Origin of the sequence: Pseudomonas sp. WS 5051, from assembly GCF_012985715.1 — a bacterium.
GTDB classification, from domain to species: Bacteria; Pseudomonadota; Gammaproteobacteria; order Pseudomonadales; family Pseudomonadaceae; genus Aquipseudomonas; species Aquipseudomonas bubulae.
Genome location: NZ_JAAQWV010000005.1, coordinates 320,607 through 345,817, shown reverse-complemented (window position 1 = coordinate 345,817; position 25,211 = coordinate 320,607). Strand labels below are relative to the sequence as shown.

Genomic DNA, 25,211 nt, shown 5'->3' with positions numbered 1-25,211 from the left:
AGTTTTTGGAGAAGCTCATGACCCTGCTCAAATTCAGCGATGTGTCCCTTGCTTTCGGCTCTATGCCGTTGTTGGACAAGGTGTCCTGGCAGATCGCCCGTGGAGAGCGGGTGTGCATCATCGGCCGCAACGGTACCGGCAAGTCCAGCATGATGAAGCTGGTTAAAGGTGATCAAAAACCCGATGACGGCTCTGTTTGGCGCGCGCCCGGCCTCAAGATTGGCGAATTGCCGCAAGAGTTGCCGGTTGCCGACGAGCGGACTGTATTCGACGTTGTGGCCGAAGGCCTGGACGGTGTTGGCGAGTTACTGGCCCAGTACCATCACTTGAGCCAGAACATCGTCACCGATGCTGACCTGGACAAGCTGATGCACGTCCAGCAAGACCTCGAAGCCCGTGATGGCTGGCGCTTGCAGCAATTGGTGGACAGCACCCTGAGCCGCCTGCAATTGCCCGCCGACAAAACCCTGGCCGAATTGTCCGGCGGCTGGCGTCGTCGCGTCCTGCTTGCACAGGCTCTGGTTTCCGAACCGGACCTGCTGCTGCTCGACGAACCGACCAACCACCTGGATATCGGCGCAATCGCGTGGCTGGAAGAGGCCCTCAAGGACTTCCAGGGCGCGGTTCTGTTTATTACCCATGACCGTTCATTCCTGCAGAACCTGGCCACCCGGATTCTGGAGCTGGACCGTGGCGGCCTGATCGACTGGAATGGCGACTACGCCAGTTTCCTGGTGCACAAGGAAGCTACCCTGGCCGCGGAAGAAACCGCCAATGCGCTGTTCGACAAGCGTCTGGCTCAGGAAGAAGTCTGGATCCGCCAGGGCATCAAGGCCCGCCGCACCCGTAACGAAGGCCGCGTGCGCGCCCTGAAAGAACTGCGCGTAGAGCGCAGCGAACGTCGCGAGCGTACCGGCAAGGCGAATATCCAGCTGGACACGGCAGACAAGTCCGGCAAGCAAGTGATGGTGCTGGAAAACGTCAGCTTTGCTCACCCGGGTGGTCCGTTCCTGCTCAAGGACTTCTCGATGGTGCTGCAGCGCGGCGACCGTATCGGCCTGCTGGGTGCCAACGGTACCGGTAAAACCACGTTGCTCAAGCTGATGCTGGGCGGCCTGGTGCCAACCGAAGGTACGGTTGAAGAGGGCACGCGTATCGACGTGGCTTACTTCGATCAGCTGCGCCATCAGTTGGATCTGGAAAAAACCGTGATCGACAACGTGGCCGAAGGCCGCGACTTTATCGATATCGACGGCCAGAGCCGTCACGTGCTCAGCTACCTGGGTGACTTCCTGTTCAGCCCTCAGCGTGCCCGCACGCCGGTCAAGGCGCTGTCGGGTGGTGAGCGTGCGCGTCTTTTGCTGGCCAAGCTGTTCAGCAAGCCGGCCAACCTGCTGGTGCTCGATGAGCCGACCAACGACCTCGACGTTGAAACCCTGGAGCTGCTTGAGGAGGTGCTGCTGACCTTCAAGGGCACTGTGCTGATGGTCAGTCACGACCGGGCATTCCTCGATAACGTGGTGACCAGCACCCTGGTTTTCCAGGGCGAAGGCAAGGTTCGCGAGTACGTGGGCGGTTATCAGGACTGGCTGCGTCAGGGCGGTTCACCGCGCCTGCTGGGCGTGACCGAGAGCAAGTCGGGCAAAGCCGACCTCAACTCGGCCGTGGTCGAGGCTGCACCGGCACCTGTGGCTGCTCAGCCTGCTCCTGCGGCGAAAAAGAAACTCAGCTACAAGCTGCAGCGTGAGCTGGAAGCCCTGCCGGCCGATATCGACGCCAAGGAACAGGCCATTGCTGCGGTTGAAGCAGAAATGGCTGACGCTGGTTTCTATCAACTGCCTGCGGCCAAAACCGCGGAAGTGATTGCCAAGCTTGAAACATTGCAAGCCGAGCTTGAGCAGCTGGTTGAGCGCTGGGCCGAGCTGGATGCCTGATTGACCCCGTGCTGAACTGAAAAAGCCCGGCCCTTTTATAAGGGGCCGGGCTTTTTTGTGGTTGCTGCAGATAAACTCAGTCAGGTTTTTTCAGGCTGACCGCCAGCACGTCGCACGGTGCACCATGCAGTACGTCGTTGGCGGTCGAGCCCAGCAGCAGGGCGAGGCCGTGGCGGCCGTGGCTGCCAACCACGATCAGGTCGCAGTTTTGCGCTTTGGCCAGGGCATGGATTTCCTGGCGCGGCTGGCCGTAGTTCAGGTGGCAGTAGTCCTTGTGCAGCTGCGGGTATTTGGCGATCAGGCGTTCAAGGCGTTCCTTGGCCTGGTCGAATTGTTGCTGCTGCAGTTGCGAGAGATCCATTGGCACATCGCCGCCGAACGCCATCGCCATCGGTTCGACGATATGGATCAGTGACAATTTGGCGCCGTTGGCCTTGGCGCTTTCACTGGCGCGGTTGATCACGGGGTCACATTCGTCGGTCAGGTCGACGGCGACCAGGATATGTTCGTAGGGCATGTGGGGTGCTCCTGTAGATGGCGATTAATTATGAGTATGGCCCTTTTCCAGAGCCTTGGTTCAAGTCTGGGTCATGCGTTTATCAAGCAGTGAGAGTACAGATATGACGGTATGGATAGTGGTGTCAATCCTGGCACTGGTTCTGAGTCCCCTGGCGTGGTTGCGCCCGTCCCGGGGGCAAAGTGGTCGGATGGACCTGCGCATGGAGGCGCGGCGCATGGGGTTGTCCATGCAGCTGGCGCCTCAGGAGTGGCCGCACTGGCTTGAGCCGCAACCGCCCGGTTCCTGCGCGCAGTACCACCGTCCGCGCCGCAGTACTAAACCTGATGTTTGGTGCTATTGGCAATCGGCACCGGGAAAATGGCTCAATCGCTGGCAGGAAGAATGCGAGGACGAGCGCCTGCTGGCGCAGTTTCGCAAGCTGCCAGCCAATGTCTACAAGGTTGAGGCCGATAAACAAATGATTGTGCTGGTCTGGGGCGAGAAGGGCGAGGCTCAGGTGCTCAAGGCCATTGACGAGGTGCTCAAGGCGCTGGCATGACCCTTGTGGGGGCGGGCTTCCCGCGATGGAATCGGCCGGGTGTGGCAGACAAACCGCGGCGTCTGAATCCCGAGCAAGCCCGCTCCCACACTTTTCACCTGCAAGGCGCCGCAATGGTTTCGGGCGCTCATAGCGCAGGTGTCTAAACTGACTGCCGGGTCGTTTTGTCATCATTGTTTTGGACAATTGACAATCGATCGCTTTTCCGTGAAGGTGTCGACACCCAAATCAAACGGGCGTATGAATTGAGTGTTTGTCGTGTCGGACGATGCTTGTTCAATCCCGATTATCGCGTTGGCGGGTGTGCCTGGCGGATTGGCAACAGCATTGACGCAAAGGTCAGTGACAGCCAGGCGCTAGCTTCTGACGTGTACTGTTCAGCTTCCATATCCTGGAGATCAGTTGATGATTTACGAAGGTAAAGCCATCACGGTTACGGCTCTTGAAAGTGGCATCGTCGAACTCAAGTTCGACCTCAAGGGTGAGTCCGTCAACAAGTTCAACCGTCTAACCCTGAACGAATTGCGTCAGGCAGTAGATGCGATCAAGGCAGATGCTTCGGTCAAGGGTGTCATCGTTTCCAGCGGTAAAGACGTGTTTATCGTCGGCGCCGACATCACCGAATTCGTTGAAAACTTCAAATTGCCGGATGCCGAGCTGATTGCCGGCAACCTGGAAGCCAACAGAATCTTCAGCGATTTCGAAGACCTCAACGTACCTACCGTCGCTGCCATCAATGGCATCGCGTTGGGCGGCGGTCTGGAAATGTGCCTGGCAGCCGACTTCCGGGTCATGGCTGACAGCGCCAAGATCGGCCTGCCGGAAGTCAAGCTGGGTATCTACCCGGGCTTTGGCGGCACCGTGCGTCTGCCACGCCTGATCGGCGTTGATAACGCGGTTGAATGGATTGCCTCCGGCAAGGAAAACCGCGCAGAAGACGCTCTGAAAGTAGGTGCCGTTGATGCTGCGGTCACCGCTGACAAGCTGGGCGCAGCTGCCCTGGACCTGATCAAGCGCGCCATCAGTGGTGAGCTGGACTACAAGGCCAAGCGTCAGCCGAAGCTGGAAAAGCTCAAGCTCAACGCAATCGAACAAATGATGGCGTTCGAAACCGCCAAAGGTTTCGTGGCTGGCCAGGCCGGCCCGAACTACCCGGCCCCGGTTGAAGCGATCAAGACCATCCAGAAAGCCGCGAACTTCGGTCGTGACAAGGCGCTGGAAGTGGAAGCTGCAGGTTTTGCCAAACTGGCCAAGACCTCCGCTTCAAACTGTCTGATCGGCCTGTTCCTGAACGATCAGGAACTGAAGAAAAAAGCCAAGATCTACGACAAAATCGCCAAAGACGTGAAGCAGGCCGCCGTTCTGGGTGCAGGCATCATGGGTGGCGGTATTGCCTATCAGTCGGCCTCCAAAGGCACGCCGATCCTGATGAAGGACATCAACGAACACGGCATCGAGCAAGGGCTGGCTGAAGCCGCCAAGTTGCTGGTGGGTCGCGTTGATAAAGGTCGCATGACTCCGGCGAAAATGGCCGAAGTACTGAACGGTATTCGTCCTACTTTGTCCTACGGCGATTTCGGCAACGTCGACCTGGTGGTCGAAGCGGTAGTCGAGAACCCGAAGGTCAAGCAAGCGGTACTGGCGGAAGTGGAAAACCACGTTCGCGAAGACGCCATCCTGGCTTCTAACACTTCGACCATTTCCATCAGCCTGCTGGCCAAGGCCCTCAAGCGTCCGGAAAATTTCGTCGGCATGCACTTCTTCAACCCGGTGCACATGATGCCGCTGGTTGAAGTGATTCGTGGCGAGAAGTCCAGCGACCTGGCTGTTGCCACCACCGTTGCCTACGCCAAGAAAATGGGCAAGAACCCGATCGTGGTCAACGACTGCCCGGGCTTTTTGGTCAACCGCGTATTGTTCCCGTACTTCGGCGGTTTTGCCCGTCTGGTCAGTGCCGGTGTCGACTTTGTGCGCATCGACAAAGTAATGGAAAAATTCGGCTGGCCAATGGGCCCGGCGTACCTGATGGACGTGGTCGGCATCGACACCGGCCACCACGGTCGCGACGTGATGGCTGAAGGCTTCCCGGACCGCATGAAAGACGACCGCCGCTCAGCGATCGACGCCCTGTACGAGGCCAAGCGCCTGGGTCAGAAAAACGGCAAGGGCTTCTATGCCTACGAGGCTGACAAAAAGGGCAAGCAGAAGAAAGTCGTTGATTCCAGCGTACTTGAAGTGCTCAAGCCAATTGTTTACGAGCAGCGCGACGTGACCGACGAGGACATCATCAACTGGATGATGATTCCGTTGTGTCTGGAAACCGTACGCTGCCTGGAAGACGGCATCGTTGAAACCGCAGCCGAGGCCGATATGGGTCTGGTCTACGGTATTGGCTTCCCGCTGTTCCGTGGCGGCGCACTGCGCTACATCGATTCGATCGGTGTTGCAGAGTTCGTGGCCCTGGCCGATCAGTACGCTGAACTGGGCGCGCTGTACCACCCGACTGCGAAGCTGCGTGAGATGGCCAAGAACGGCCAGAGCTTCTTCGGTTAAGCGCCCCATTAGAGTGAGAGTGAAATTATGAGCTTGAATCCTAGAGACGTGGTGATTGTAGACTTCGGTCGCACCCCGATGGGCCGCTCCAAGGGTGGCATGCACCGCAACACCCGTGCTGAAGACATGTCTGCGCACCTGATCAGCAAAGTGCTGGAGCGCAACAACAAGGTTGACCCGAGCGAAGTGGAAGACGTGATCTGGGGCTGTGTGAACCAGACCCTGGAGCAGGGCTGGAACATCGCGCGCATGGCGTCGCTGATGACCCAGATCCCGCACACCAGCGCTGCACAGACCGTAAGCCGCCTGTGCGGCTCGTCCATGAGCGCTCTGCACACGGCTGCGCAAGCGATCATGACCGGCAACGGTGACGTTTTCGTGGTTGGCGGCGTCGAGCATATGGGCCACGTGAGCATGATGCACGGCGTTGACCCTAACCCGCACATGTCGCTGTACGCAGCGAAAGCCTCGGGCATGATGGGTTTGACCGCTGAAATGCTGGGCAAGATGCACGGCATCACCCGCGAACAGCAGGACGCATTTGCAGTGCGCTCGCACCAGTTGGCGCACAAGGCGACGATTGAAGGCAAGTTCAAAGACGAAATCATCCCGATGCAGGGATATGACGAAAACGGCTTCCTGAAGATTTTCGACTACGATGAAACTATTCGTCCAGATACCACCCTGGAAAGCCTGGCGGCGTTGAAACCTGCTTTCAACCCTAAAGGCGGTACAGTGACTGCGGGCACGTCGTCGCAGATCACCGATGGTGCTTCGTGCATGATCGTGATGTCGGCTCAGCGTGCAAAAGACCTGGGCCTGGAGCCTTTGGCCGTTATCCGCTCCATGGCCGTTGCCGGTGTGGATCCTGCGATCATGGGCTATGGTCCAGTACCGGCTACGCAAAAAGCGTTGAAGCGTGCGGGCTTGAATATGGCTGATATCGACTTCATCGAGCTTAACGAAGCTTTCGCTGCACAGGCCCTGCCAGTGCTGAAAGATTTGAAAGTGCTCGACAAGATGAATGAGAAGGTTAACCTGCACGGCGGTGCCATCGCTCTGGGTCACCCGTTTGGATGTTCGGGCGCTCGTATCTCTGGCACTTTGCTCAATGTAATGAAGCAAAATGGCGGCACCTTCGGGTTGTCCACCATGTGCATTGGTCTTGGCCAGGGCATTTCCACCGTCTTCGAACGCGTCTAAGCGTTGCGATGATGGAAGCCGGGGCCTTGTGCCCCGGTTTTTGTTTTTAAGCGTTTTTATTTTTTTATTTTGCAGAGGGGCCGCAACATGCCGCTACAACCCGGGCTCTATCAACATTACAAAGGCCCTCAATATCGGGTATTCAGTGTGGCTCGCCACTCCGAAACCGAAGAGGATGTAGTGTTCTACCAAGCCCTGTATGGCGATTACGGCTTTTGGGTGCGCCCGCTGAGCATGTTCCTGGAGTCAGTCATTGTCGAGGGCGAACAGGTCCCGCGCTTTGCCCTGATTCAGGCCGAACCCAGCGTTTTTTCCCGGCCATAAGGCATGGTCGCGCAGAACCCTGTGCTTGACCTCACCTTGTAGCCACTATATATAGCGGTGCCGCGTCAGGCGCGAACCGCCTTTCACTTCTAGAATTCAGGAATTTTCTGATCCATGGGCAAATCGCTGGTCATTGTGGAATCCCCGGCTAAGGCCAAGACCATCAACAAGTACTTGGGTAACGAGTACGTGGTGAAGTCGAGTATCGGCCATATCCGAGACCTGCCCACCAGCGGTTCGGCTAGCGCCAGCAAAGAACCTGCTGCCAAGCGTGGTAAGGCTGCGGCCGGCGAGGCGCCGGCCCTGTCGCCAAAAGAGAAAGCTCAAAAGCAGCTGATCTCGCGCATGGGCGTCGATCCGGAACATGGCTGGAAAGCCAAGTACGAGATCCTCCCGGGCAAGGAAAAGGTCATCGAAGAGCTGCGCCGGCTCGCCAAGGATGCTGACACCATCTATCTCGCAACCGACTTGGATCGCGAGGGGGAAGCCATTGCCTGGCACCTGCGCGAAGCCATCGGGGGTGATGACAGCCGCTACAAGCGCGTGGTGTTCAACGAAATCACCAAAAAGGCGATTCAGGAAGCTTTTTCCAAGCCGGGTGAACTGGATATCAACCGGGTCAACGCCCAGCAGGCACGCCGTTTTCTCGACCGTGTAGTGGGTTACATGGTTTCGCCGCTGCTGTGGGCCAAGGTTGCCCGTGGCCTGTCGGCAGGCCGTGTGCAATCGGTGGCGGTGAAGCTGGTGGTGGAGCGTGAGCGCGAAATTCGTGCGTTCAACCCCGAAGAATACTGGGAAATTCACGCTGACCTTGGCACCGCCAAGGGTGCCAAGGTGCGCTTCGACGTTGCCCGCGAAAAAGGCGAGGCGTTCAAGCCGCTGAACGAAACCCAGGCCATGGCTGCCCTGGAGAAGCTCAAGGCTTCCAGCTACAGCATCGTCAAGCGTGAAGACAAACCGACCAGCAGCAAGCCGTCGGCGCCGTTTATCACGTCCACCCTGCAGCAGGCAGCGAGCAATCGCCTGGGCTACGGGGTGAAGAAAACCATGATGATGGCCCAGCGCTTGTATGAAGCGGGCTACATCACGTACATGCGTACCGACTCCACCAACCTGTCGGCCGATGCGGTCGAAATGGCACGCACCTACATTGAAGGCGAGTTCGGCGCGGACTACCTGCCGCCGGCAGCCAACGTGTACAGCAGCAAGGAAGGCGCACAGGAGGCTCACGAAGCGATTCGTCCTTCCGACGTCAACATGCACCCGAGCAAGCTGACGGGCATGGAGCGCGACGCTGAGCGCCTTTACGAGCTGATCTGGCGCCAATTCGTGGCATGCCAGATGCTGCCGGCCAAATACCTGTCGACCACCGTCACTGTGGCGGCCGGTGATTTTGAGCTGCGTGCTAAAGGTCGCATCCTCAAATTCGACGGTTACACCCGTGTGATGCCGCAAATTGCCAAGCCGGGCGACGACGATGTGCTGCCGGACATGGCCCAGGGCGATAAGCTCAAGTTGATCGAGCTTGATCCGAGCCAGCACTTCACCAAGCCACCTGCGCGTTACTCCGAGGCCAGCCTGGTAAAAGAGATGGAAAAGCGTGGCATCGGTCGTCCTTCGACCTATGCAGCGATCATCTCGACCATTCAGGATCGGGGGTACGTGGCGTTGCACAACCGCCGTTTCTACTCCGAAAAAATGGGCGATATCGTTACCGAGCGCCTGTCTGAAAGCTTCTCCGACCTGATGGACTACGGTTTTACCGCCGGCATGGAAGAGAACCTCGATGACGTTGCGCAAGGTGAGCGCGACTGGAAAAACGTCCTGGACGAGTTCTACGGCGACTTCAAGAAGAAGCTTGAAGTTGCTGCTGCGCCGGAAGGTGGTATGCGCGCCAACCAGCCAGTCATGACAGATATTCCGTGCAAGGAATGTGGTCGTCCGATGCAGATTCGTACGGCATCGACCGGCGTATTCCTGGGTTGCTCGGGCTACAGTCTGCCGCCGAAAGAACGCTGCAAGGCCACGGTCAACCTGGTGCCGGGCGATGAAATTGCCGCCGACGACGAAGGTGAATCCGAGTCGCTGGTACTGTTGGGCAAGCACCGTTGCCCGATTTGCAGCACGGCCATGGACGCTTACCTGCTGGACGAGAAGCACAAACTGCATATCTGCGGTAACAACCCGGATTGCGTTGGCTACGAGATCGAGGAAGGCAACTACCGGATCAAGGGCTACGAAGGGCCGAGCCTTGAATGCGACAAGTGCGGCAGCGAGATGCAGCTCAAAACCGGTCGTTTCGGCAAGTTCTTTGGCTGTACCAATGCCGAATGCAAAAACACCCGCAAACTGCTGAAAAGCGGTGAAGCGGCGCCGCCGAAAATGGATCCGGTGAAGATGCCGGAGCTCAAGTGCGAGAAGGTCAACGACACGTATATCCTGCGTGACGGCGCTTCGGGGTTGTTCCTGGCGGCCAGCCAGTTCCCCAAGAACCGCGAGACCCGAGCGCCGCTGGTGATTGAAATCATTCCACACAAGGACGAGATCGATCCCAAGTACCATTTCCTGTGTGAAGCACCGAAGAAAGACCCGGATGGTCGCCCGGCGGTGATTCGCTACAGTCGCAAAACCAAAGAGCAGTACGTACAGACCGAAGTGGATGGCAAGCCGACTGGCTGGCGTGCGTTCTACGATGGCAAGAGCTGGAAGGTTGAAGACAAGCGTAAAGACAAAGACGCCTGACCCGAGCTGATAGCTGAATAAAAAACCGCGCAAGGGCTGCATGCCTTGCGCGGTTTTTTTTGCCGGTTCCGGGCGTGGTTGTCGCCGCTGGAGCACTTTTTGTGGGAGCGGGCTTGCTCGCGATGGCATCGACACGGTATGACTGGAACACCTCAGCGCCTGCATCGCGAGCAAGCCCGCTCCCACACGTGACGCTAGGGAACGTGGGCCTTGCGCCAGCACGCCCTGATCCCTGAGACTGCACGACCTGCCTTTACCCATCCGCTGTGGAGCGCCCGCATGGCTCACGAACTCTATACCCGCACCAATCAGAAGATCTATTTCGCCGGTCTGGCCCTGGAGGCCATGAACAAGGCGAGCGAAGGTCGGGCCATGAATGCCCAGGCGCTGGTTCAGGCCGAGCGCGAGGCGGCGGTATTCCATTTATATGGTGCCTTGCTAGGCCTGTGTCATGAAATTGCAGGCTTTTATCGCCTGTCACAAGCCAGCGCACCACGGGTTGAGTTGTTGCTCACCCGGCAGGTGCTGGACGAGAAAGCCATCCCTGAACTGGCAGAGCTGGTCGAGCTGGCTTGCGCGCCGCAAACCTGGCTGGCGCAGCTGATGGCCACCCATGCAGCGCTGTATCAGCCGCTGCAGGCGCCGAAAAAGGTCAAGGCAGATGTATTCCAGCCTTTGATCGATACGGTCAGCCTGGAGGACGAGGCGCCACATGAGCTAAGCCGCGAAACCATGGAAGAGTGGCGCCAAAATCTCAAGGCGCTGGCCATTCGGTTCCGTGATGGACTCAATGAGTGCTGAGGGTCATAAGTGAAACGGTACAGTCATTCATCAGTCTGTAGTACAAAGCGCACAGATCCTGGGAATTTCCCATAGGATGGCTGATATACTCCCACGCTTTCGTGGAGAACAAATTTATATGCCAACGTCCTTTCTAGAAATTGTCGAGTTGCCAGACGGCCGCATCGAGTTGCGCCGTGCTGAGGACGAAGGGTCTTTGGTCACGCTGAATTTTTCTGAAGATGCCAAGGCTTTTCTTCAGGGTCAGCACGTAGAGGTGGCCAAGGCCATGCTCAGCGTCGGCGTGCAAATGGCGGGTCGGCTGGCAGAAGGCGAGCTGGAAAAAGACGACGGGCCGCGCATTCTTCATTAATCGCCCCGCAACCCTGTGCCGCAGCCAGGCAAGTGCATTCTGCACTGGCCCTGTGGCAGCGTTGCTTGTTTAGCCCAGGCGAATATTCAGGCTTTGCCCGTGACCGGTGCGGGCTGCGCTGATCAACTGTTGGCGTGCAGCGCTGTTCAGCGGGTTGATCCAGCTGACAACGGTGTGGCTGCGGCCCAGGCGTAGCGCTTCGCAGGTGAGCTGCAACGCGCTTTTATTGCCGTTGGGCTGCAGCAGCAAAATTCGCTCGCGGTTCAGCCCTGCATCGCGCAGCCAGCTTTGGGTCAGGCTGGCCGGTGGTGCGATAAGGGTCAACCAGCGGGCGTTTTGCTGCTCGCTCAGTTCGCGCAGCATGGGGGCAAGCAGGTTCAGGCAGTTTCCGGCAGCACCGCGTAGCGACAGCTCACTGAAGACTTCAGGTTCGGCGCTCCAGGGTGATTCGAGCACGTCCTTGATCGCAGGGGCCATGGGCTGTGCCATGAACGCCTCGAACAGGGTCAGTTGTGCGGGCAGCGGTGTGTGGGGGAACTGCATGACGCCTCCTATTAGCGGCGAATAACGCCGACGCTCAGGCCTTCAATAACCAGTTCCTGCTCCTTGAGATTGACTTCAATAGGGGCAAAATCCGGATTTTCAGCGATAAGCCAGACTTTGCTGCCTTCACGCTTGAAGCGTTTTACGGTCACTTCGTCGTCGATGCGGGCTACCACGATCTGGCCGTTACGCGCTTCGCGGCAGGTATGCACAGCCAGCAGGTCGCCATCGAAGATGCCGACGTCCTTCATGCTCATGCCCTGTACGCGCAGCAAGTAATCAGCTCGCGGATGGAAGAAGGTCGGGTTGATGTTGCAGGACTCTTCAACGTGTTCCTGCGCCAGGATCGGCGCACCGGCAGCAACCCGGCCGATGATGGGCAGGGTGGATTCGTCAGCCTTGGCTTCGAAGCCGGGAATGCGAATGCCTCGTGAAGCGCCAGGGGTCATCTCGATGGCCCCCTTGCGGGCCAGGGCCTTGAGGTGCTCTTCGGCAGCGTTGGGTGACTTGAAGCCCAATTCCTGTGCGATCTCGGCACGGGTGGGCGGGTATCCGTTGTCATCCAGGCATCGCTTGATGAAAGCCAGGATCTCAGCTTGGCGTGGCGTCAGTTTTAACATGATGATCGCTCTGTCTTTTTATACAGTGACTGGGATTATATACAGTGAAGGCGTATTGGCAATCATCCATTTCCGGCAGTCCGCTGGACGGTCGTCGATAAGCGCTGTGGCCCGTACCTTATCAGTTGGGGCCGGGCTGGCCGAGGCTGTGGTTAAATGCGAAACCGACCGGTCGCAAAACGAATAGGTCATCTTGACTTTTGACTGGCTGAAACGTATGTTTCAAACAAGTGTTTAAATGTTTGTCAGGCGGAGTAGTCATGGCCCAGTCGGAAACCGTTGAACGTATCCTTGATGCTGCCGAGCAGCTGTTCGCGGAAAAAGGGTTTGCTGAAACTTCATTGCGGCTGATTACCAGCAAGGCCGGGGTCAATCTGGCGGCGGTCAATTACCATTTTGGTTCAAAGAAAGCGCTGATCCAGGCGGTGTTCTCACGCTTCCTGGGGCCTTTCTGCGCCAACCTGGACCGTGAGCTGGAGCGCCGTCAGGGCAAGCCGGAGAATCGCCCGACTCTTGAGGAGTTGCTGGAGATGCTGGTCGAGCAGGCGCTGGTGATTCAGCCACGCAGTGGCAACGACCTGTCGATCTTCATGCGTTTGCTGGGTCTGGCCTTCAGCCAGAGCCAGGGCCACTTGCGCCGCTATCTTGAAGACATGTACGGCAAGGTGTTCCGCCGCTATATGCTGCTGGTCAATGAAGCGGCTCCGCAGATCCCGCCCATCGAGCTGTTCTGGCGCGTGCATTTCATGCTCGGCGCGGCGGCCTTCAGCATGTCGGGGATCAAGGCGCTGCGTGCCATTGCCGAGACCGATTTTGGCGTTAACACCTCGATCGAGCAGGTGATGCGCCTGATGGTGCCGTTTCTCGCCGCCGGCATGCGTGCCCAGAGCGGCGTCAGCGATCCGGCCATGGCCAGTGCGCAGATGCGTCCTCGCAGTAAAACTGCACCGGTCAGCGTCAAGGTTTGACCCGCTGCGGGTGGGCGCGGCAGCTTTGATCCGCTAAGCTAGCTGTCATGCCCAGCCCTGTCTTGTTCCCGTCTGCCAATTCGCCGCCGCCTCTCTGGAGTGCGGTGCGCAGGCCCGTGCCTGCGTATCCGGACCGGTTAACAAGCGCTCTCTCTTTCTAAAGGATTTCCCATGAGTTCTGCCTTGCAAGGCTCCTTGATGGTGGACGTCGCCGGTACCTGGCTGACGGCTGAAGACCGGCAATTGCTGCGCCAGCCTGAAGTGGGCGGATTGATCATATTTGCACGCAATATCGAGCACCCGCGCCAGGTGCGTGAGTTGAGTGCTTCTATTCGGGCCATACGACCGGACCTGCTGCTGGCGGTCGATCAGGAAGGCGGCCGCGTGCAGCGCCTGCGTCAGGGCTTTGTGCGCCTGCCTGCCATGCGCGCCATTGCCGACAACCCCAATGCCGAGTACCTGGCCGAGCAATGTGGCTGGATCATGGCCACTGAAGTGCTGGCGGTGGGGCTGGACTTGAGCTTTGCCCCGGTTCTGGACCTGGACTATCAGCGCAGTGCTGTGGTCGGCAGCCGCTCGTTCGAGGGTGACCCCGAGCGCGCCGCTGTATTGGCCGGGGCATTCATTCGCGGGATGAACGACGCGGGCATGGCTGCCACCGGTAAGCACTTTCCGGGGCACGGGTGGGCTGAAGCTGACTCTCATGTAGCCATCCCTACGGATGAGCGCAGCCTGGAGCAGATCCGTGCCCATGACCTGGTGCCGTTTGCCCGTTTGAGCAAGCAACTGGCGGCGGTCATGCCGGCCCATGTGATCTATCCGCAAGTCGACAGCCAACCCGCAGGTTTTTCCCGGCGCTGGCTGCAGGACATCCTGCGCGGTGAACTGCAATTTGATGGTGTTATTTTCAGTGACGACCTGTCGATGGCTGGTGCTCATGTGGTGGGTGATGCCGCCAGTCGTATCGAGGCCGCCTTGTCGGCCGGTTGCGACATGGGCCTGGTATGCAACGACCGCGCCGCGGCAGAGCTGGCACTCAGTGCTGCGCAGCGCTTGAAAGTTACGCCATCGCCACGGATTGCGCGCATGCGTGGCCAGGCCTGGGCCAGTACCGATTATCGCCAGAGCCCGCGCTGGCTGGTGGCGATGGGCGCACTCAAAGATGCTCAATTAATTGATTAAGGGATCTGCCTCAATGACGGTTTACGCAATTATCGGCGGTACGGGCCTTACCCAGCTGGAAGGGCTGACCATCAGCCGCGCGCTGGCGCTGGACACGCCCTACGGGCCGACCTCGGCAGATATCCAGATCGGTGAGTTTGGCGGCCGCGAAGTGTTGTTCCTGGCCCGTCACGGCCATCCGCACCGGGTGCCTCCGCATCAGGTCAACTACCGCGCCAACCTGTGGGCGCTGAAGCAGGCCGGGGCCGAAGCGATTCTCGCGGTAAATGCCGTGGGCGGGATTCATATGGCGATGGGCACCGGGCATTTTTGTGTGCCTCATCAGTTGATCGACTACACCAGTGGCCGCGAGCATACTTTTTTTGCCGGTGATCTGGAGCAGGTGACCCATATCGACTTCAGCTATCCCTACACCGAATCGTTGCGCGAGCAATTGATTGGCGCATTGGCGGCCGAGGGCTGCTCCTACAGCAGTCATGGTGTTTATGCCGCTACTCAGGGCCCGCGTCTTGAGACAGTGGCAGAAATCGCCCGTCTTGAACGTGACGGTTGCGACATCGTGGGCATGACCGGCATGCCGGAAGCGGCACTGGCCCGCGAGCTGGAACTGGATTACGCGTGCCTGGCGCTGGTGGTCAACCCGGCAGCGGGCAAGTCGACAGCGATTATCACCATGGCCGAAATCGAGCAGGCGCTGCATGAGGGTATGGGCAAGGTAAAAGCGACGTTGGCGCGGGTGCTGGCGGGCTAATCAAGTCCGTAGCAGCCGCCGAACGCAGCCTCGCGGAGCTCGGCAGCTGCTACAGAATCAAGCCGCAAGTTGCGTCAATTTTCAGCGCTTTTCAGTTTTAGGCGGCAACGGCGCAAACAATGCGTCGATGTCGTCATCCTGCAGTTTCCAGTCCCCAGCGACGCGTCCGTCCAGTACGCCTGCCGCCAAATCTGACTTTTCCTGCTGCAAATGCTGGATTTTTTCTTCCACAGTGCCGCGGGCAATCATTTTGTACACAAACACCGGTTTTTCCTGGCCTATACGATAGGCGCGGTCAGTGGCCTGGTTTTCTGCCGCCGGGTTCCACCAAGGGTCGTAGTGAATCACCGTGTCGGCCTCGGTAAGGTTCAGGCCTACACCACCCGCCTTGAGGCTAATCAGAAAAATCTGCAGCTTGCCGCTCTGGAAGTCCTTGACCGGTGTACGTCGGTCCCGGGTTTGCCCGGTGAGGATGGCGTAGGGCACCTTGCGCTTTTTCAGCTCGGCCTCGATCAGCCCCAGCATCGAAGTGAACTGGGAAAACAGCAGGATGCGTCGGCCTTCGGCAAACAGCTCTTCGAGCATCAGCATCAGGCTGTCGAGCTTGCCCGAGGTGCTGCCTTTTTTCGGCGGGGTGTCGCTGACCAAGCGCAGGTCGCAACATACCTGGCGCAGTTTGAGCAGCGCTTCGAGGATAATTATCTGGCTGCGTCCCACGCCCTTGCGGGTGATTTCGTCGCGGACTTTTTTGTCCATCGCCAGGCGCATGGCTTCGTATACGTCGCGTTGGGCTTCGTTGAGGTCCACCCAGTGGATGATTTCGGTCTTGGGCGGCAGTTCGGTAGCGACCTGCTCCTTGGTGCGGCGCAGCAAGAACGGTTTGATCCGCGCATTGAGATGCTGCAGGCGCTCGTTGCTGCCCTGGCGTTCAATGGGCACCCGGTAGTCGCGATTGAAAGTCTTGACGTCGCCCAGCCAGCCGGGCAGCAGGAAGTGGAACAGTGACCACAGCTCACCCAGGTGGTTCTCCAGCGGGGTACCACTCAGGCACAGGCGCTGGCGGGCAACCAGCTCGCAGGCGGCCTGGGTGGCCTTGCTGCCGGGGTTCTTGATGTACTGTGCTTCGTCCAGCACCAGCAGGTGCAGCGGCAGTTTTGCCAGATGCTCGATGTCCTTGGGCAGCAAGGCGTAGGTGGTCAGGATCACGTCGTAGTCGTTGAGGTGCGCGAAATATTTTTTGCGCGTGGCACCATACAGCGCCAGCACCTTGAGCTGCGGCGTAAAGTGCGCCGCTTCGTCGAGCCAGTTGGGGATCAGGCTGGTGGGCATCACAATCATGGCTGGGCGATCAAGGCGGCCGGCATTTTTTTCGCACAAGATATGCGCCAGGGTCTGCAGGGTTTTGCCCAGGCCCATGTCATCGGCCAGCACGCCGCCCACTTCCAGCTGACGCAATGACTGCATCCAGCTCAGGCCTTCGAGCTGATAGGGGCGCAGGTTGGCATTGAGCCCTTCGGGGGCTTCGACGCTGAAGTTCTTGATATCTCGCAGGCGCTGGGCGAAGCCGCGAATCTGCTCGCCACCTTCCCAGCGCAGGGGGAGTGCATCCAGGGCGTTGAGCCGCGGTGCGTCAGCACTTTTGATCCGCAGAGAAGTGGCGTCCGGCTCGCCCAGATAAAACTCGTCCAGAGTGGCCAGTACCGGTTTCAGCCGCCCGTACGGCAGCGCAACCTGCAGCGGACCATGGCCGCTGGCAGGGTTGGCCGGAATATTCACCAGGATCAGTTCGTCGTCCCTGCGCCGGGCGAGTTTTTCCGGGTTGAGGATGTCGCTGTGGGAGCGCATCAGGTTGAGCAGTATCGGCAGCAGGCTCAGGTGCTGGCCGTTGACGATAATCCCCAGCTCCAGGTCAAACCAGTCGCGCTCCGGGGCTTCGTCGACAGTGGCATACCAGTCTTCTACCGGGGTCAGGTCAAAGCCGAAACCTTCATCGATCTGCAACTCCCAGCCCTTTTCGGCCAGGCCTTGCAACTGGTTGAGGGTGAAATTCAGCCAGGCACTGTCATTGACCAGCTCAAACAGCTCGCCGGCGCTTTCCGGTAGTGCCTTGCTCTGGCGCGTGGCAATTTTAAAGCCCAGGCTGCGCAGTTGCTCGCGGTAAAGGTTTTCGACCTCGGGCTTGCGCTTGATGCGCAGGGTTTGCTGTTCCTGGCGCAGCAGAATGTCAGCGTTTTTTTGCCCGCTCACGTACTGGTCCAGGTAGTTGAACGACAGGGCGGCGCGGTGCTGGATATAGCGCTGCATTTTGCCGTTGCGCGGCTCGAAAGCGCTGAATTCGGCACTGGCCAGCCATAGTCGCGGTACTGGCTGGACGTCCTCGACCAGCTGTTCTGGCAGATTGTTGGGGCGACGTGAGTCGAGTACGGCCTGGAGTTTTTCCAGAAGCTCGGCATCCTGAGCAGCGGCGGGGTAGTTCAAGGTTTCTTCAATCTTCAGTAAGACGGCTGCGGTGTGCTTGCAATTAACCCGCACCGGGCAGGTACAGTGGGCGCTGACCAGCAGCAAGGTGCTTTTGGCCGACTCACGCAACTGAATGGTCTGTCGGTAGATGTTTTCGCCAGAGCCCTGACAGCTGGCAGTAATCAGCTTGTCGCCGATCTGGTCGATCCTGACCCGATTTTCCTTGGCGTAGCGGCGGCCACGCTCAAGGCTTTGTTCCTTGAAGCGACTGACCCAGCTTGGTGCCAGCGGCTGGGTCAGTCGGTCGGTGGGGTTCAGGGGCATGGGTTTTTCATTCAGGAAGACTTCGGCGTCAGGCGCTCGAACAGCGCTTCAATGGTATTGAAGCGTTCTTCCGGGCGCTCCATGGGTACCATGAATTTGAACAGGGTCGCGCCTTCGAATTTGTAGCGGTTGGGTTGGCCCTGGATCAATTTGATCAGCACCATCGGGTCAACCGGGGTGTCGGCGGCAAACTCGATGCGTCCGCCCTGCGGGCCGGCGTCGACTTTTTTGATGCCTAGTTGCTCGGCCTGCAATTTGAGCAGGGTGATGCGTACCAGGTTCTTGGTCGGCTCGGGGGGCAGGCCGAAGCGGTCGATCATCTCGACCTGCAAGTCCTTGAGGCCCTCTTCATCGGTTGCCGAGGCAATACGCTTGTAGAGGATCAGTCGCGCATGCACATCCGGCAGATACGACTCGGGAATCAGCGCAGGTACCCGCAGGTTGATTTCCGGGCCGCCACCCAGCGGCTGGTCGAGGTTGGGTTGCTCGCCCTTGCGGATCGACTTGACCGCACGTTCGAGCATTTCCATGTACAGGGTAAAACCAACCGCCTGAATCTGGCCGCTTTGACCATCCCCCAGTAACTCGCCCGCGCCACGGATTTCAAGGTCGTTGGTGGCCAGGACAAAGCCGGCACCCAGGTCCTGGGTGTTGGCGATGGCTTCCAGGCGTTTTTGCGCGTCCCCGGTAATCTGCTGGCGCGGTGGCGTCAGCAGGTAGGCATAGGCCTGGTGGTGACTGCGTCCGACGCGGCCGCGCAACTGGTGCAACTGTGCCAGGCCGAACTTGTCGGCGCGCTCGATGATGATGGTGTTGGCGCTCGGCACGTCGATCCCGGTCTCGATGATGGTCGAGGCGATCAGCACGTTGAAGCGCTTGTGATAGAAGTCACTCATCACCTGTTCGAGTTCGCGTTCGCGCATTTGCCCGTGACCAATGCCGATCCGTGCTTCAGGCACCAGCTCGGCCAGTTCGGCCGCACATTTCTCGATGGTTTTAACGTCGTTGTGCAGGTAGTAGACCTGCCCGCCGCGCAGCAACTCACGCAGCAACGCCTCTTTGACGGTGCTTTTGTTCTGTTCCATGACGAAGGTGCGCACCGACAGCCGGCGCGCCGGCGGCGTGGCGATGATCGACAGGTCGCGCATGCCTGACACGGCCATGTTCAGCGTACGCGGGATCGGCGTGGCGGTGAGGGTCAGGATGTCGACTTCACTGCGCAAGGCCTTGAGCTGTTCTTTCTGGCGCACGCCGAAGCGGTGTTCTTCGTCGATGATCACCAGGCCCAGGTTTTTGATTTTGACATCGTCCTGCAGCAGCTTGTGGGTGCCGATGACGATATCGATCTTGCCTTCGGCCAGGTCGGCGACTGCCTGGTTGATCTCTTTGGCCGACTTGAAGCGGCTCATCACCTCGACCGTTACCGGCCAGTCGGCAAAACGGTCGCGGAAGCTGTTGTAGTGCTGCTGGGCGAGCAGGGTGGTGGGTACCAAAATGGCCACCTGACGGCCGCCATGCACAGCAATAAAGGCCGCGCGCATGGCCACTTCGGTCTTGCCGAAGCCCACGTCGCCACACACCAGACGATCCATGGGCTTGGGCGACAGCATGTCGGCGCGTACGGCTTCGATGGTGGTTTGCTGGTCCGGGGTTTCTTCAAACGGGAAGCCGGCACTGAAGGTTGCGTAATCCGCTTTCGGATCGGCAAATGCATAGCCTTCGCGGGCTGCTCGGCGGGCGTAGATGTCGAGCAGTTCGGCGGCCACGTCCCGCACTTGTTCGGCGGCCTTGCGCTTGGCCTTTTGCCAGGTTTCCGAGCCCAGGCGGTGCAGCGGCGCCAGTTCATCATCGCTGCCGGTATAGCGGGCGATCAGGTGCAGGTTGGCCACCGGCACATAGAGCTTGGCGCCTTCGGCGTATTCCAGGGTCAGGAACTCGGCCACCTGATTATCGACTTCAAGTGTGGCCAGGCCCTGATAGCGACCTACGCCGTGGTCGATATGCACAACGGGTGCGCCTTCGCGCAACTCGGTGAGGTTCTTGATCACCGCATCGTTGTTGGCATCGGCGCGTTTTTCCCGGCGCCGGCGCTGCATCACGCGCTGGCCGAACAATGGGCTTTCGGCGATCAGCGCCAGCGCCGGATCCTCCAGCAGCAGGCCTTCATCCAGCGGGGCGATAGTAATCGCCAGGCGGTGCTTGCTGGCGACGAAGTCCGGCCAGCTGTCGACTGTTTTGGGTCGCAGCTTCAAGCGTTCCAGCAGTTCGAGCAGCACTTCGCGGCGCCCGGCCGATTCGGCGGTAAACAGCACGCGGCCATCAAACTGCTCAAGGAAACCGGACAAAGCCGCCAATGGCTGGTTGGCCTTGGCTTCGATGGCCAGGTTGGGCAGCGGTTGCGCCGGGAAGCGTTCACGGCTGCTGCCGGTGTCGATGTCATCCTGGCTGGCGACCACCCGCGGCCAGTTTTTCAGGCGGGCGAAGCAGTCTTCAACCGGCAGGAACAGCTCGGCAGGCGGTAACAGTGGCCGCGACGGATCGATACGGCGCTCTTCGTAGCGGTTGCGTACGTCAGACCAGAAATTCTCGGCGGCCTGCTCGATGCCTGGCAGCGAGAACACTTGCGTGTCAGCCGGCAAATAGTCGAACAGGGTCGAGGTTTCATCGAAAAACAGCGGCAGGTAGTACTCGATACCCGCAGGGGTGATGCCGCTGCTCAAGTCCTGAAAGATCGGGCAGCGACGGAAGTCGACATCAAAACGCTCGCGAAAGCGCGCCTTGAACCGGGTCACCGCGTCTTTTTGCAGCGGGAACTCACGTGCCGGCAGCAGGCGCACCGACTCAACCTTGTCGATCGAGCGCTGGGTCTCGGGGTCGAAGGTGCGCAGGGTCTCGATTTCGTCGTCGAACAGGTCGATCCGGTAAGGCAGTTTGCTGCCCATCGGGAACAGGTCGATCAACGCGCCGCGCACGGCGAACTCGCCATGCTCATACACCGTATCGACGCAGCGATAGCCACTGGCCTCAAGCCGGGTACGCATTTGCTCCACATCCAGCTTCTGGCCGATGTCCAGCACCAGGCTGCTGCCGAGCAGGAACTTGGTCGGGGCCAGGCGATGTAGGGCGGTGGTCACCGGCACTACCAAAACACCATGACTCAGTTCCGGCAGCCGGTACAGGCTGGCGATACGCTGGGAGATGATGTCCTGGTGCGGCGAGAACAGATCGTAAGGTAGGGTTTCCCAGTCGGGAAAATGCAGCACCGGCAAGTCAGGGGCAAAGAATCTCAGTTCCTGCTCAAGACGCTCGGCGCTTTGGCTGTCAGCGGTCAGGAGCAGGGTGAAGCGCCTGGCGGCGCTGGCAGCCTCGGCAATCGCGAGGCTCAGGGCGGCACCGGGCAGATTGCTCCAGTGCTGTTTACCTGCCGTGGCAGGGAGTTTCGGTAGACGCAGGACGGGCACGGAAGGTTGAGCTCCAAGCGTTGCGACAAAGTTGGCGATTGTAACGGGCCAAGGGGCTGGCTGTCAGTTGCAGCCTTTAACAGCGGCGCAAATCAGCGCATAACACTGACATGGGGGTGCCAAAGGGGCTGTGCAAGGGCAGCAGACTGATGAAATGGCAGTTGTTATAAAATTTTTCGCCTATATTTGTTGATGCTTAATCGTTTCAGTAACGGCGTATGACAGGCGTGCATTGCCCCTGCATGGGCGCAGCGGCATAATGTAGCCCCTTTTTTCAGCCCCTACATGTGGAAGGTTCCCGTGACTCAGAAGCCCGACCAGTGTCTTGGTGAATGGATCGACCGTGAAGCACTCGCAGAAGCGATGATTCCGCTTATCGGTCAGCTTTACCGCAATAACAATGTGGTTAGCTCGATCTATGGCCGCAGCCTGATCAACCGTTCAGTCATTGCGATTCTCAAGGCTCACCGCTTTGCTCGCCATCGTCAGTCCGATGATATCGAATTGTCCGTGCACGAAACTTTCCCGTTGCTCAAGGCAATGAGCGAGCTCAAGCTCGGCGCTGCTTCGGTAGACCTGGGCAAGCTGGCCGTGAAGTTCAAGGCCGAAGGCAATGGCCGCACGGCTGAGCAGTTTGTGCGCGAAGAACTGGCCGATGTTGTGGGTCAGCAAAACGCTTCTGCACGTAAAGGTACTGACGTTGTGCTGTACGGCTTCGGTCGTATCGGCCGTCTGCTGGCGCGCATCCTGATTGAAAAAACCGGTGGTGGCGACGGTCTGCGTCTGCGTGCCATCGTTGTGCGCAAAGGCGCCGACAACGATCTGGTCAAGCGTGCCAGCCTGCTGCGTCGTGACTCGGTGCATGGCCCGTTCGATGGCACCATCGTGGTCGATGAAGCCAACAACACCATCACCGCCAACGGCAACCTGATTCAGGTTATCTACGCGAAAAACCCTACCGAAGTGGACTACACCCAGTACGGTATCCAGAACGCCCTGCTGGTGGACAACACCGGTGTATGGCGTGATGCCGATGGCCTGGGCCAGCACTTGCAGTGCCCTGGTATCGATCGCGTGGTCCTGACCGCTCCGGGCAAGGGCAAGCTGAAGAACATTGTTCACGGCATCAACCACGGCGAAATCACCGCAGACGACAAGATCGTTTCGGCGGCATCCTGCACCACCAACGCCATCGTGCCGGTGCTCAAGGCTGTCAACGACAAGTTCGGCATCGTCAATGGTCACGTTGAAACGGTTCACTCGTACACCAACGACCAGAACCTGATCGACAACTTCCACAAGGGCGACCGCCGTGGTCGTAGCGCCGCGCTGAACATGGTTATCACCGAGACCGGTGCTGCTACCGCTGCTGCCAAGGCATTGCCTGAGCTGGCCGGCAAGCTGACCGGTAACGCGATCCGTGTGCCGACGCCGAACGTGTCGATGGCCATCCTCAACCTGAACCTTGAGAAGCCGGCTACCCGTGAAGAAATGAACGAGTACCTGCGTCACATGGCGCTGCACTCCGATCTGCACAAGCAAATCGACTTCGTCAGCTCCCAGGAAGTGGTGTCCACTGACTTCGTGGGTTCGCGTCACGCCGGTGTGGTGGATGCTGAAGCGACGATCTGCAATGACAACCGCGTTGTGCTGTACGTGTGGTACGACAACGAATTCGGTTACAGCTGCCAGGTAGTACGCGTGATGGAAGACATGGCCGGGGTCAACCCGCCAGCGTTCCCGCGCTAAGCAACCGCCGCAACTGAATACGCCCCGACTTGTCGGGGCGTTTTTGTTTGTGCGGGAAACCTGTGGGAGCGGGCTTGCTCGCGATGGGATCGGCGCGGTTGTTCAGTCAGACCGCGTTGCTGGCATCGCGGGCAAGCCCGCTCCCACAGGGGTCAGGCATTACCCGCCACCGCCGATTGCGCCGTACGCAACTGATGCTGATTGCCACGGAACAACACCACGGTCGCAATCAGGCCCAGTATCGCCGCCCCGGTCAGCCACAGACCGGGGGCGGCCTTGTTGTCCAGGGCATGAATCAGGTAAGTGCAAGCCGCCGGAGTAAAGCCACCAAAAGTGGCGGTCGCCAGGCTGTAGGCCAGGGAGAAACCGGTGGTGCGCACTTCAACTGGCATGATTTCGGTCAGGGCAACCACCATCGCGCCGTTGTACGAGCCATACAGGAACGACAGCCACAGTTCGACAATCAGCAGATGACTGAAGCTCGGGTTGGCCACCAGCCAGGACAACGCCGGGTAGGCGGTCAGGATCGCCAGGATGGTCGCACCCAGCAGCAGCGGTTTACGCCCGATCTTGTCCGACAGCGAGCCCATGACCGGCAGCCAGAAAAAGTTCGACAGGCCAATGCACACTGTGACCAGCAAGGCATCGAAGTCCGACAGATGCAGCTCGGCCTTGCCGAAGGTCGGGGTATAGGCAGTGATCAGATAGAACGACACGGTAGTCATCACCACCAGGGCCATGCCACCCAGCACCAAGCCAAAGTTCTGACCGACTGAGCGAAGGATTTCACGCAGGGTAGGGTGATGTTTGCGGGCTTCGAACTCAGGAGTTTCTTCCATCGAGCGGCGGATCACAAAGATCACCGGCACGATCATGCAACCCAGCAGAAACGGAATCCGCCAGCCCCATTCACCCATTTCTTCAGGGCTTAGCCAATGGTTGAGACCAACCCCCAGCAACCCTGCGAACACCACGGCAGCCTGCTGGCTAGCCGACTGCCAGCTGACGAAGAAACCCTTGCGGCCCGGTGTGGCGATTTCTGCCAGGTACACCGACACCCCGCCCAGTTCCACGCCTGCCGAAAAACCTTGCAGCAAGCGCCCGAGCAACACCAGCAGGGGTGCGGCAACACCCAGGGTGGCGTAGCCCGGCACGCAGGCGATGAGTACGGTACCCATGGCCATCAGGGCCAGGGTAATGATCAGGCCCTTGCGACGGCCGTGGCGGTCAATATAGGCACCGAGAAAAATCGCACCCAGCGGGCGCGCGAGAAAACCGGCACCGAAGGTGGCCAGGGCGAGCATCAGTGAGGCAAAAGCGCTATCGGTTGGGAAGAAGGTTTTGGCAATGGCCGTGGCGTAAAAGCCAAAGACCATAAAGTCGAACATCTCTAGGAAGTTACCGCTGACAACGCGAAAAATCGCCTTGCCTTTGCCCGTACTGGAGGCCATCAGAAATCACCCGCTCTTATCTGTTTTTATGCGTTATCCGTGTTTTTACTCGTCCACACTGCCAGGCAATGACCTGCGCCATTGCGCAAAACAGTTTTGTAACCATATGTGTAACAAAGTGTGTAGGCAACATTTGTTGGCGCTACACAGCCGGGCTAGGGCCTTTGCGCAAGCAGGCTCAGGCGCAGTGGGTCGGGCAGACCTTCGGGTGCGAGCCAGATGCCCAGGTAGATTTTGGCCAGTTGATGATTCTGGCTGGTGAAAATGACCTGACCATTGCGCTCCAGCTTCAGCCCGCGTTGCGGGTTGTAGTCCAGGGCGTAGCGATCGCCGCGTTTGATATCGCCAAAACTGGTCTGAAGTTGTTTTAGCGGGGCGTCGAGGCGAGCCAGGGTGGCTGCCGGTTGCTGACGCTTGAGGATGGTGGCCGAGGCCCGGGTGATATCGCTGTGCTCCAGATCGCGCAGATAGAACAGCTCAAGGCGCAGCTCGCGCTGTTCGTCAAAGGCCTGTTGCGGTTGGATGCCTGGCTGGGTGAAAAGGGCTGCGGCATAGATATCGGCCCAGAGGTAGGTCAGCACGATCTGGCCTTTGCGTTCCATGAGTTGCGTGCCATCGCGCCGTTGGGCGGGAAAGTTGGCTTCTTTTAGCCGAGCGGACTCATCGGCCAGGCTGGTGGTGGAGTAAAGCAGCAACAATACGATCAACAACTGGCGCATGGTGGATGGCTCTGAT

19 protein-coding genes are annotated in these 25,211 nt (G+C 59.1%); 12 read left to right on the top strand and 7 right to left on the bottom strand.

The features are described from left to right. The first annotated feature begins 17 nt into the window (after window positions 1–17). A complete protein-coding gene (locus HBN79_RS10905) occupies window positions 18–1,934 on the top strand; it encodes an ATP-binding cassette domain-containing protein (RefSeq protein WP_016780043.1) in 1,917 nt (638 codons plus the stop codon). A gap of 76 nt (window positions 1,935–2,010) precedes the next feature. On the opposite strand, the gene HBN79_RS10900 is transcribed toward HBN79_RS10905, so the two are convergent. Then, entirely contained in the window at window positions 2,011–2,451 is a 441-nt protein-coding gene (locus tag HBN79_RS10900) for a universal stress protein (protein ID WP_016780044.1), read from the bottom strand. 103 nt (window positions 2,452–2,554) lie between these two features. On the opposite strand from HBN79_RS10900, the gene HBN79_RS10895 reads away from it, so the two are divergent. From HBN79_RS10895 to HBN79_RS10865, 7 genes are all read left to right on the top strand, one after another. Continuing rightward, the gene (locus HBN79_RS10895) at window positions 2,555–2,992 is read left to right on the top strand and encodes a hypothetical protein (RefSeq protein WP_088379313.1); all 438 of its coding nucleotides are present in this window, start codon (window positions 2,555–2,557) and stop codon (window positions 2,990–2,992) included. Between the two features lie 405 nt (window positions 2,993–3,397). Then, window positions 3,398–5,545, top strand: a complete 2,148-nt coding sequence (fadB, locus tag HBN79_RS10890) for a fatty acid oxidation complex subunit alpha FadB (protein ID WP_169916715.1) — start codon at window positions 3,398–3,400, stop codon at window positions 5,543–5,545. Window positions 5,546–5,572: 27 nt separating this feature from the next. Next, window positions 5,573–6,748 carry an acetyl-CoA C-acyltransferase FadA gene (gene fadA, locus HBN79_RS10885; protein ID WP_095002214.1) on the top strand — a complete coding sequence of 392 codons (1,176 nt, stop codon included), beginning with the start codon at window positions 5,573–5,575 and terminating at the stop codon, window positions 6,746–6,748. An 87-nt stretch (window positions 6,749–6,835) separates the two neighbouring features. Then, window positions 6,836–7,072: a DUF1653 domain-containing protein gene (locus tag HBN79_RS10880; protein WP_095002213.1), complete on the top strand. Its 237-nt coding sequence runs from the start codon at window positions 6,836–6,838 to the stop codon at window positions 7,070–7,072. A 114-nt stretch (window positions 7,073–7,186) separates the two neighbouring features. Further along, on the top strand, window positions 7,187–9,814 hold the full coding sequence (gene topA, locus HBN79_RS10875; RefSeq protein WP_095019369.1) for a type I DNA topoisomerase: 2,628 nt from the start codon (window positions 7,187–7,189) through the stop codon (window positions 9,812–9,814). A 279-nt stretch (window positions 9,815–10,093) separates the two neighbouring features. Further along, the gene (locus HBN79_RS10870) at window positions 10,094–10,615 is read left to right on the top strand and encodes a DUF6586 family protein (protein ID WP_095023994.1); all 522 of its coding nucleotides are present in this window, start codon (window positions 10,094–10,096) and stop codon (window positions 10,613–10,615) included. Window positions 10,616–10,733: 118 nt separating this feature from the next. Next, window positions 10,734–10,967, top strand: a complete 234-nt coding sequence (locus HBN79_RS10865; protein WP_003446620.1) for a hypothetical protein — start codon at window positions 10,734–10,736, stop codon at window positions 10,965–10,967. 69 nt (window positions 10,968–11,036) lie between these two features. Here the strand turns inward: HBN79_RS10865 and sulA are convergent, their stop codons facing one another. Beyond that, window positions 11,037–11,510 (bottom strand): SOS-induced cell division inhibitor SulA, encoded by a 474-nt coding sequence (gene sulA, locus HBN79_RS10860; RefSeq protein WP_095002210.1) that lies wholly within the window; start codon window positions 11,508–11,510, stop codon window positions 11,037–11,039. 11 nt (window positions 11,511–11,521) lie between these two features. Further along, a complete protein-coding gene (gene lexA, locus HBN79_RS10855; protein ID WP_029611310.1) occupies window positions 11,522–12,130 on the bottom strand; it encodes a transcriptional repressor LexA in 609 nt (202 codons plus the stop codon). Window positions 12,131–12,390: 260 nt separating this feature from the next. Here lexA and HBN79_RS10850 point away from each other — a divergent pair, with 260 nt between their 5' ends. The 3 genes from HBN79_RS10850 to HBN79_RS10840 all read left to right on the top strand — a co-directional run bounded on the left by HBN79_RS10850 (window position 12,391) and on the right by HBN79_RS10840 (window position 15,031). Continuing rightward, complete coding sequence (locus tag HBN79_RS10850) at window positions 12,391–13,098, top strand: TetR/AcrR family transcriptional regulator (protein ID WP_095002208.1); 708 nt, start codon at window positions 12,391–12,393, stop codon at window positions 13,096–13,098. A 183-nt stretch (window positions 13,099–13,281) separates the two neighbouring features. Next, window positions 13,282–14,280, top strand: coding sequence for a beta-N-acetylhexosaminidase (gene nagZ / locus HBN79_RS10845; RefSeq protein WP_169916728.1), 999 nt, complete (start codon window positions 13,282–13,284; stop codon window positions 14,278–14,280). Window positions 14,281–14,293: 13 nt separating this feature from the next. Beyond that, on the top strand, window positions 14,294–15,031 hold the full coding sequence (locus HBN79_RS10840) for an S-methyl-5'-thioinosine phosphorylase (RefSeq protein ID WP_095002206.1): 738 nt from the start codon (window positions 14,294–14,296) through the stop codon (window positions 15,029–15,031). Window positions 15,032–15,112: 81 nt separating this feature from the next. Here the strand turns inward: HBN79_RS10840 and HBN79_RS10835 are convergent, their stop codons facing one another. Both HBN79_RS10835 and mfd read right to left on the bottom strand, forming a co-directional pair. After that, on the bottom strand, window positions 15,113–17,815 hold the full coding sequence (locus HBN79_RS10835) for a DEAD/DEAH box helicase (RefSeq protein ID WP_169916714.1): 2,703 nt from the start codon (window positions 17,813–17,815) through the stop codon (window positions 15,113–15,115). A gap of 11 nt (window positions 17,816–17,826) precedes the next feature. Continuing rightward, window positions 17,827–21,276 carry a transcription-repair coupling factor gene (mfd, locus tag HBN79_RS10830; RefSeq protein ID WP_169916713.1) on the bottom strand — a complete coding sequence of 1,150 codons (3,450 nt, stop codon included), beginning with the start codon at window positions 21,274–21,276 and terminating at the stop codon, window positions 17,827–17,829. A gap of 285 nt (window positions 21,277–21,561) precedes the next feature. Here mfd and HBN79_RS10825 point away from each other — a divergent pair, with 285 nt between their 5' ends. Beyond that, complete coding sequence (locus HBN79_RS10825) at window positions 21,562–23,025, top strand: glyceraldehyde-3-phosphate dehydrogenase (protein WP_083369829.1); 1,464 nt, start codon at window positions 21,562–21,564, stop codon at window positions 23,023–23,025. Window positions 23,026–23,177: 152 nt separating this feature from the next. Here HBN79_RS10825 and HBN79_RS10820 read toward each other — a convergent pair whose 3' ends face one another. Both HBN79_RS10820 and HBN79_RS10815 read right to left on the bottom strand, forming a co-directional pair. After that, window positions 23,178–24,476, bottom strand: a complete 1,299-nt coding sequence (locus tag HBN79_RS10820) for an MFS transporter (RefSeq protein ID WP_095002202.1) — start codon at window positions 24,474–24,476, stop codon at window positions 23,178–23,180. Between the two features lie 155 nt (window positions 24,477–24,631). Next, on the bottom strand, window positions 24,632–25,195 hold the full coding sequence (locus HBN79_RS10815) for a chalcone isomerase family protein (protein WP_169916712.1): 564 nt from the start codon (window positions 25,193–25,195) through the stop codon (window positions 24,632–24,634). Between the last annotated feature and the right edge of the window lie 16 nt (window positions 25,196–25,211).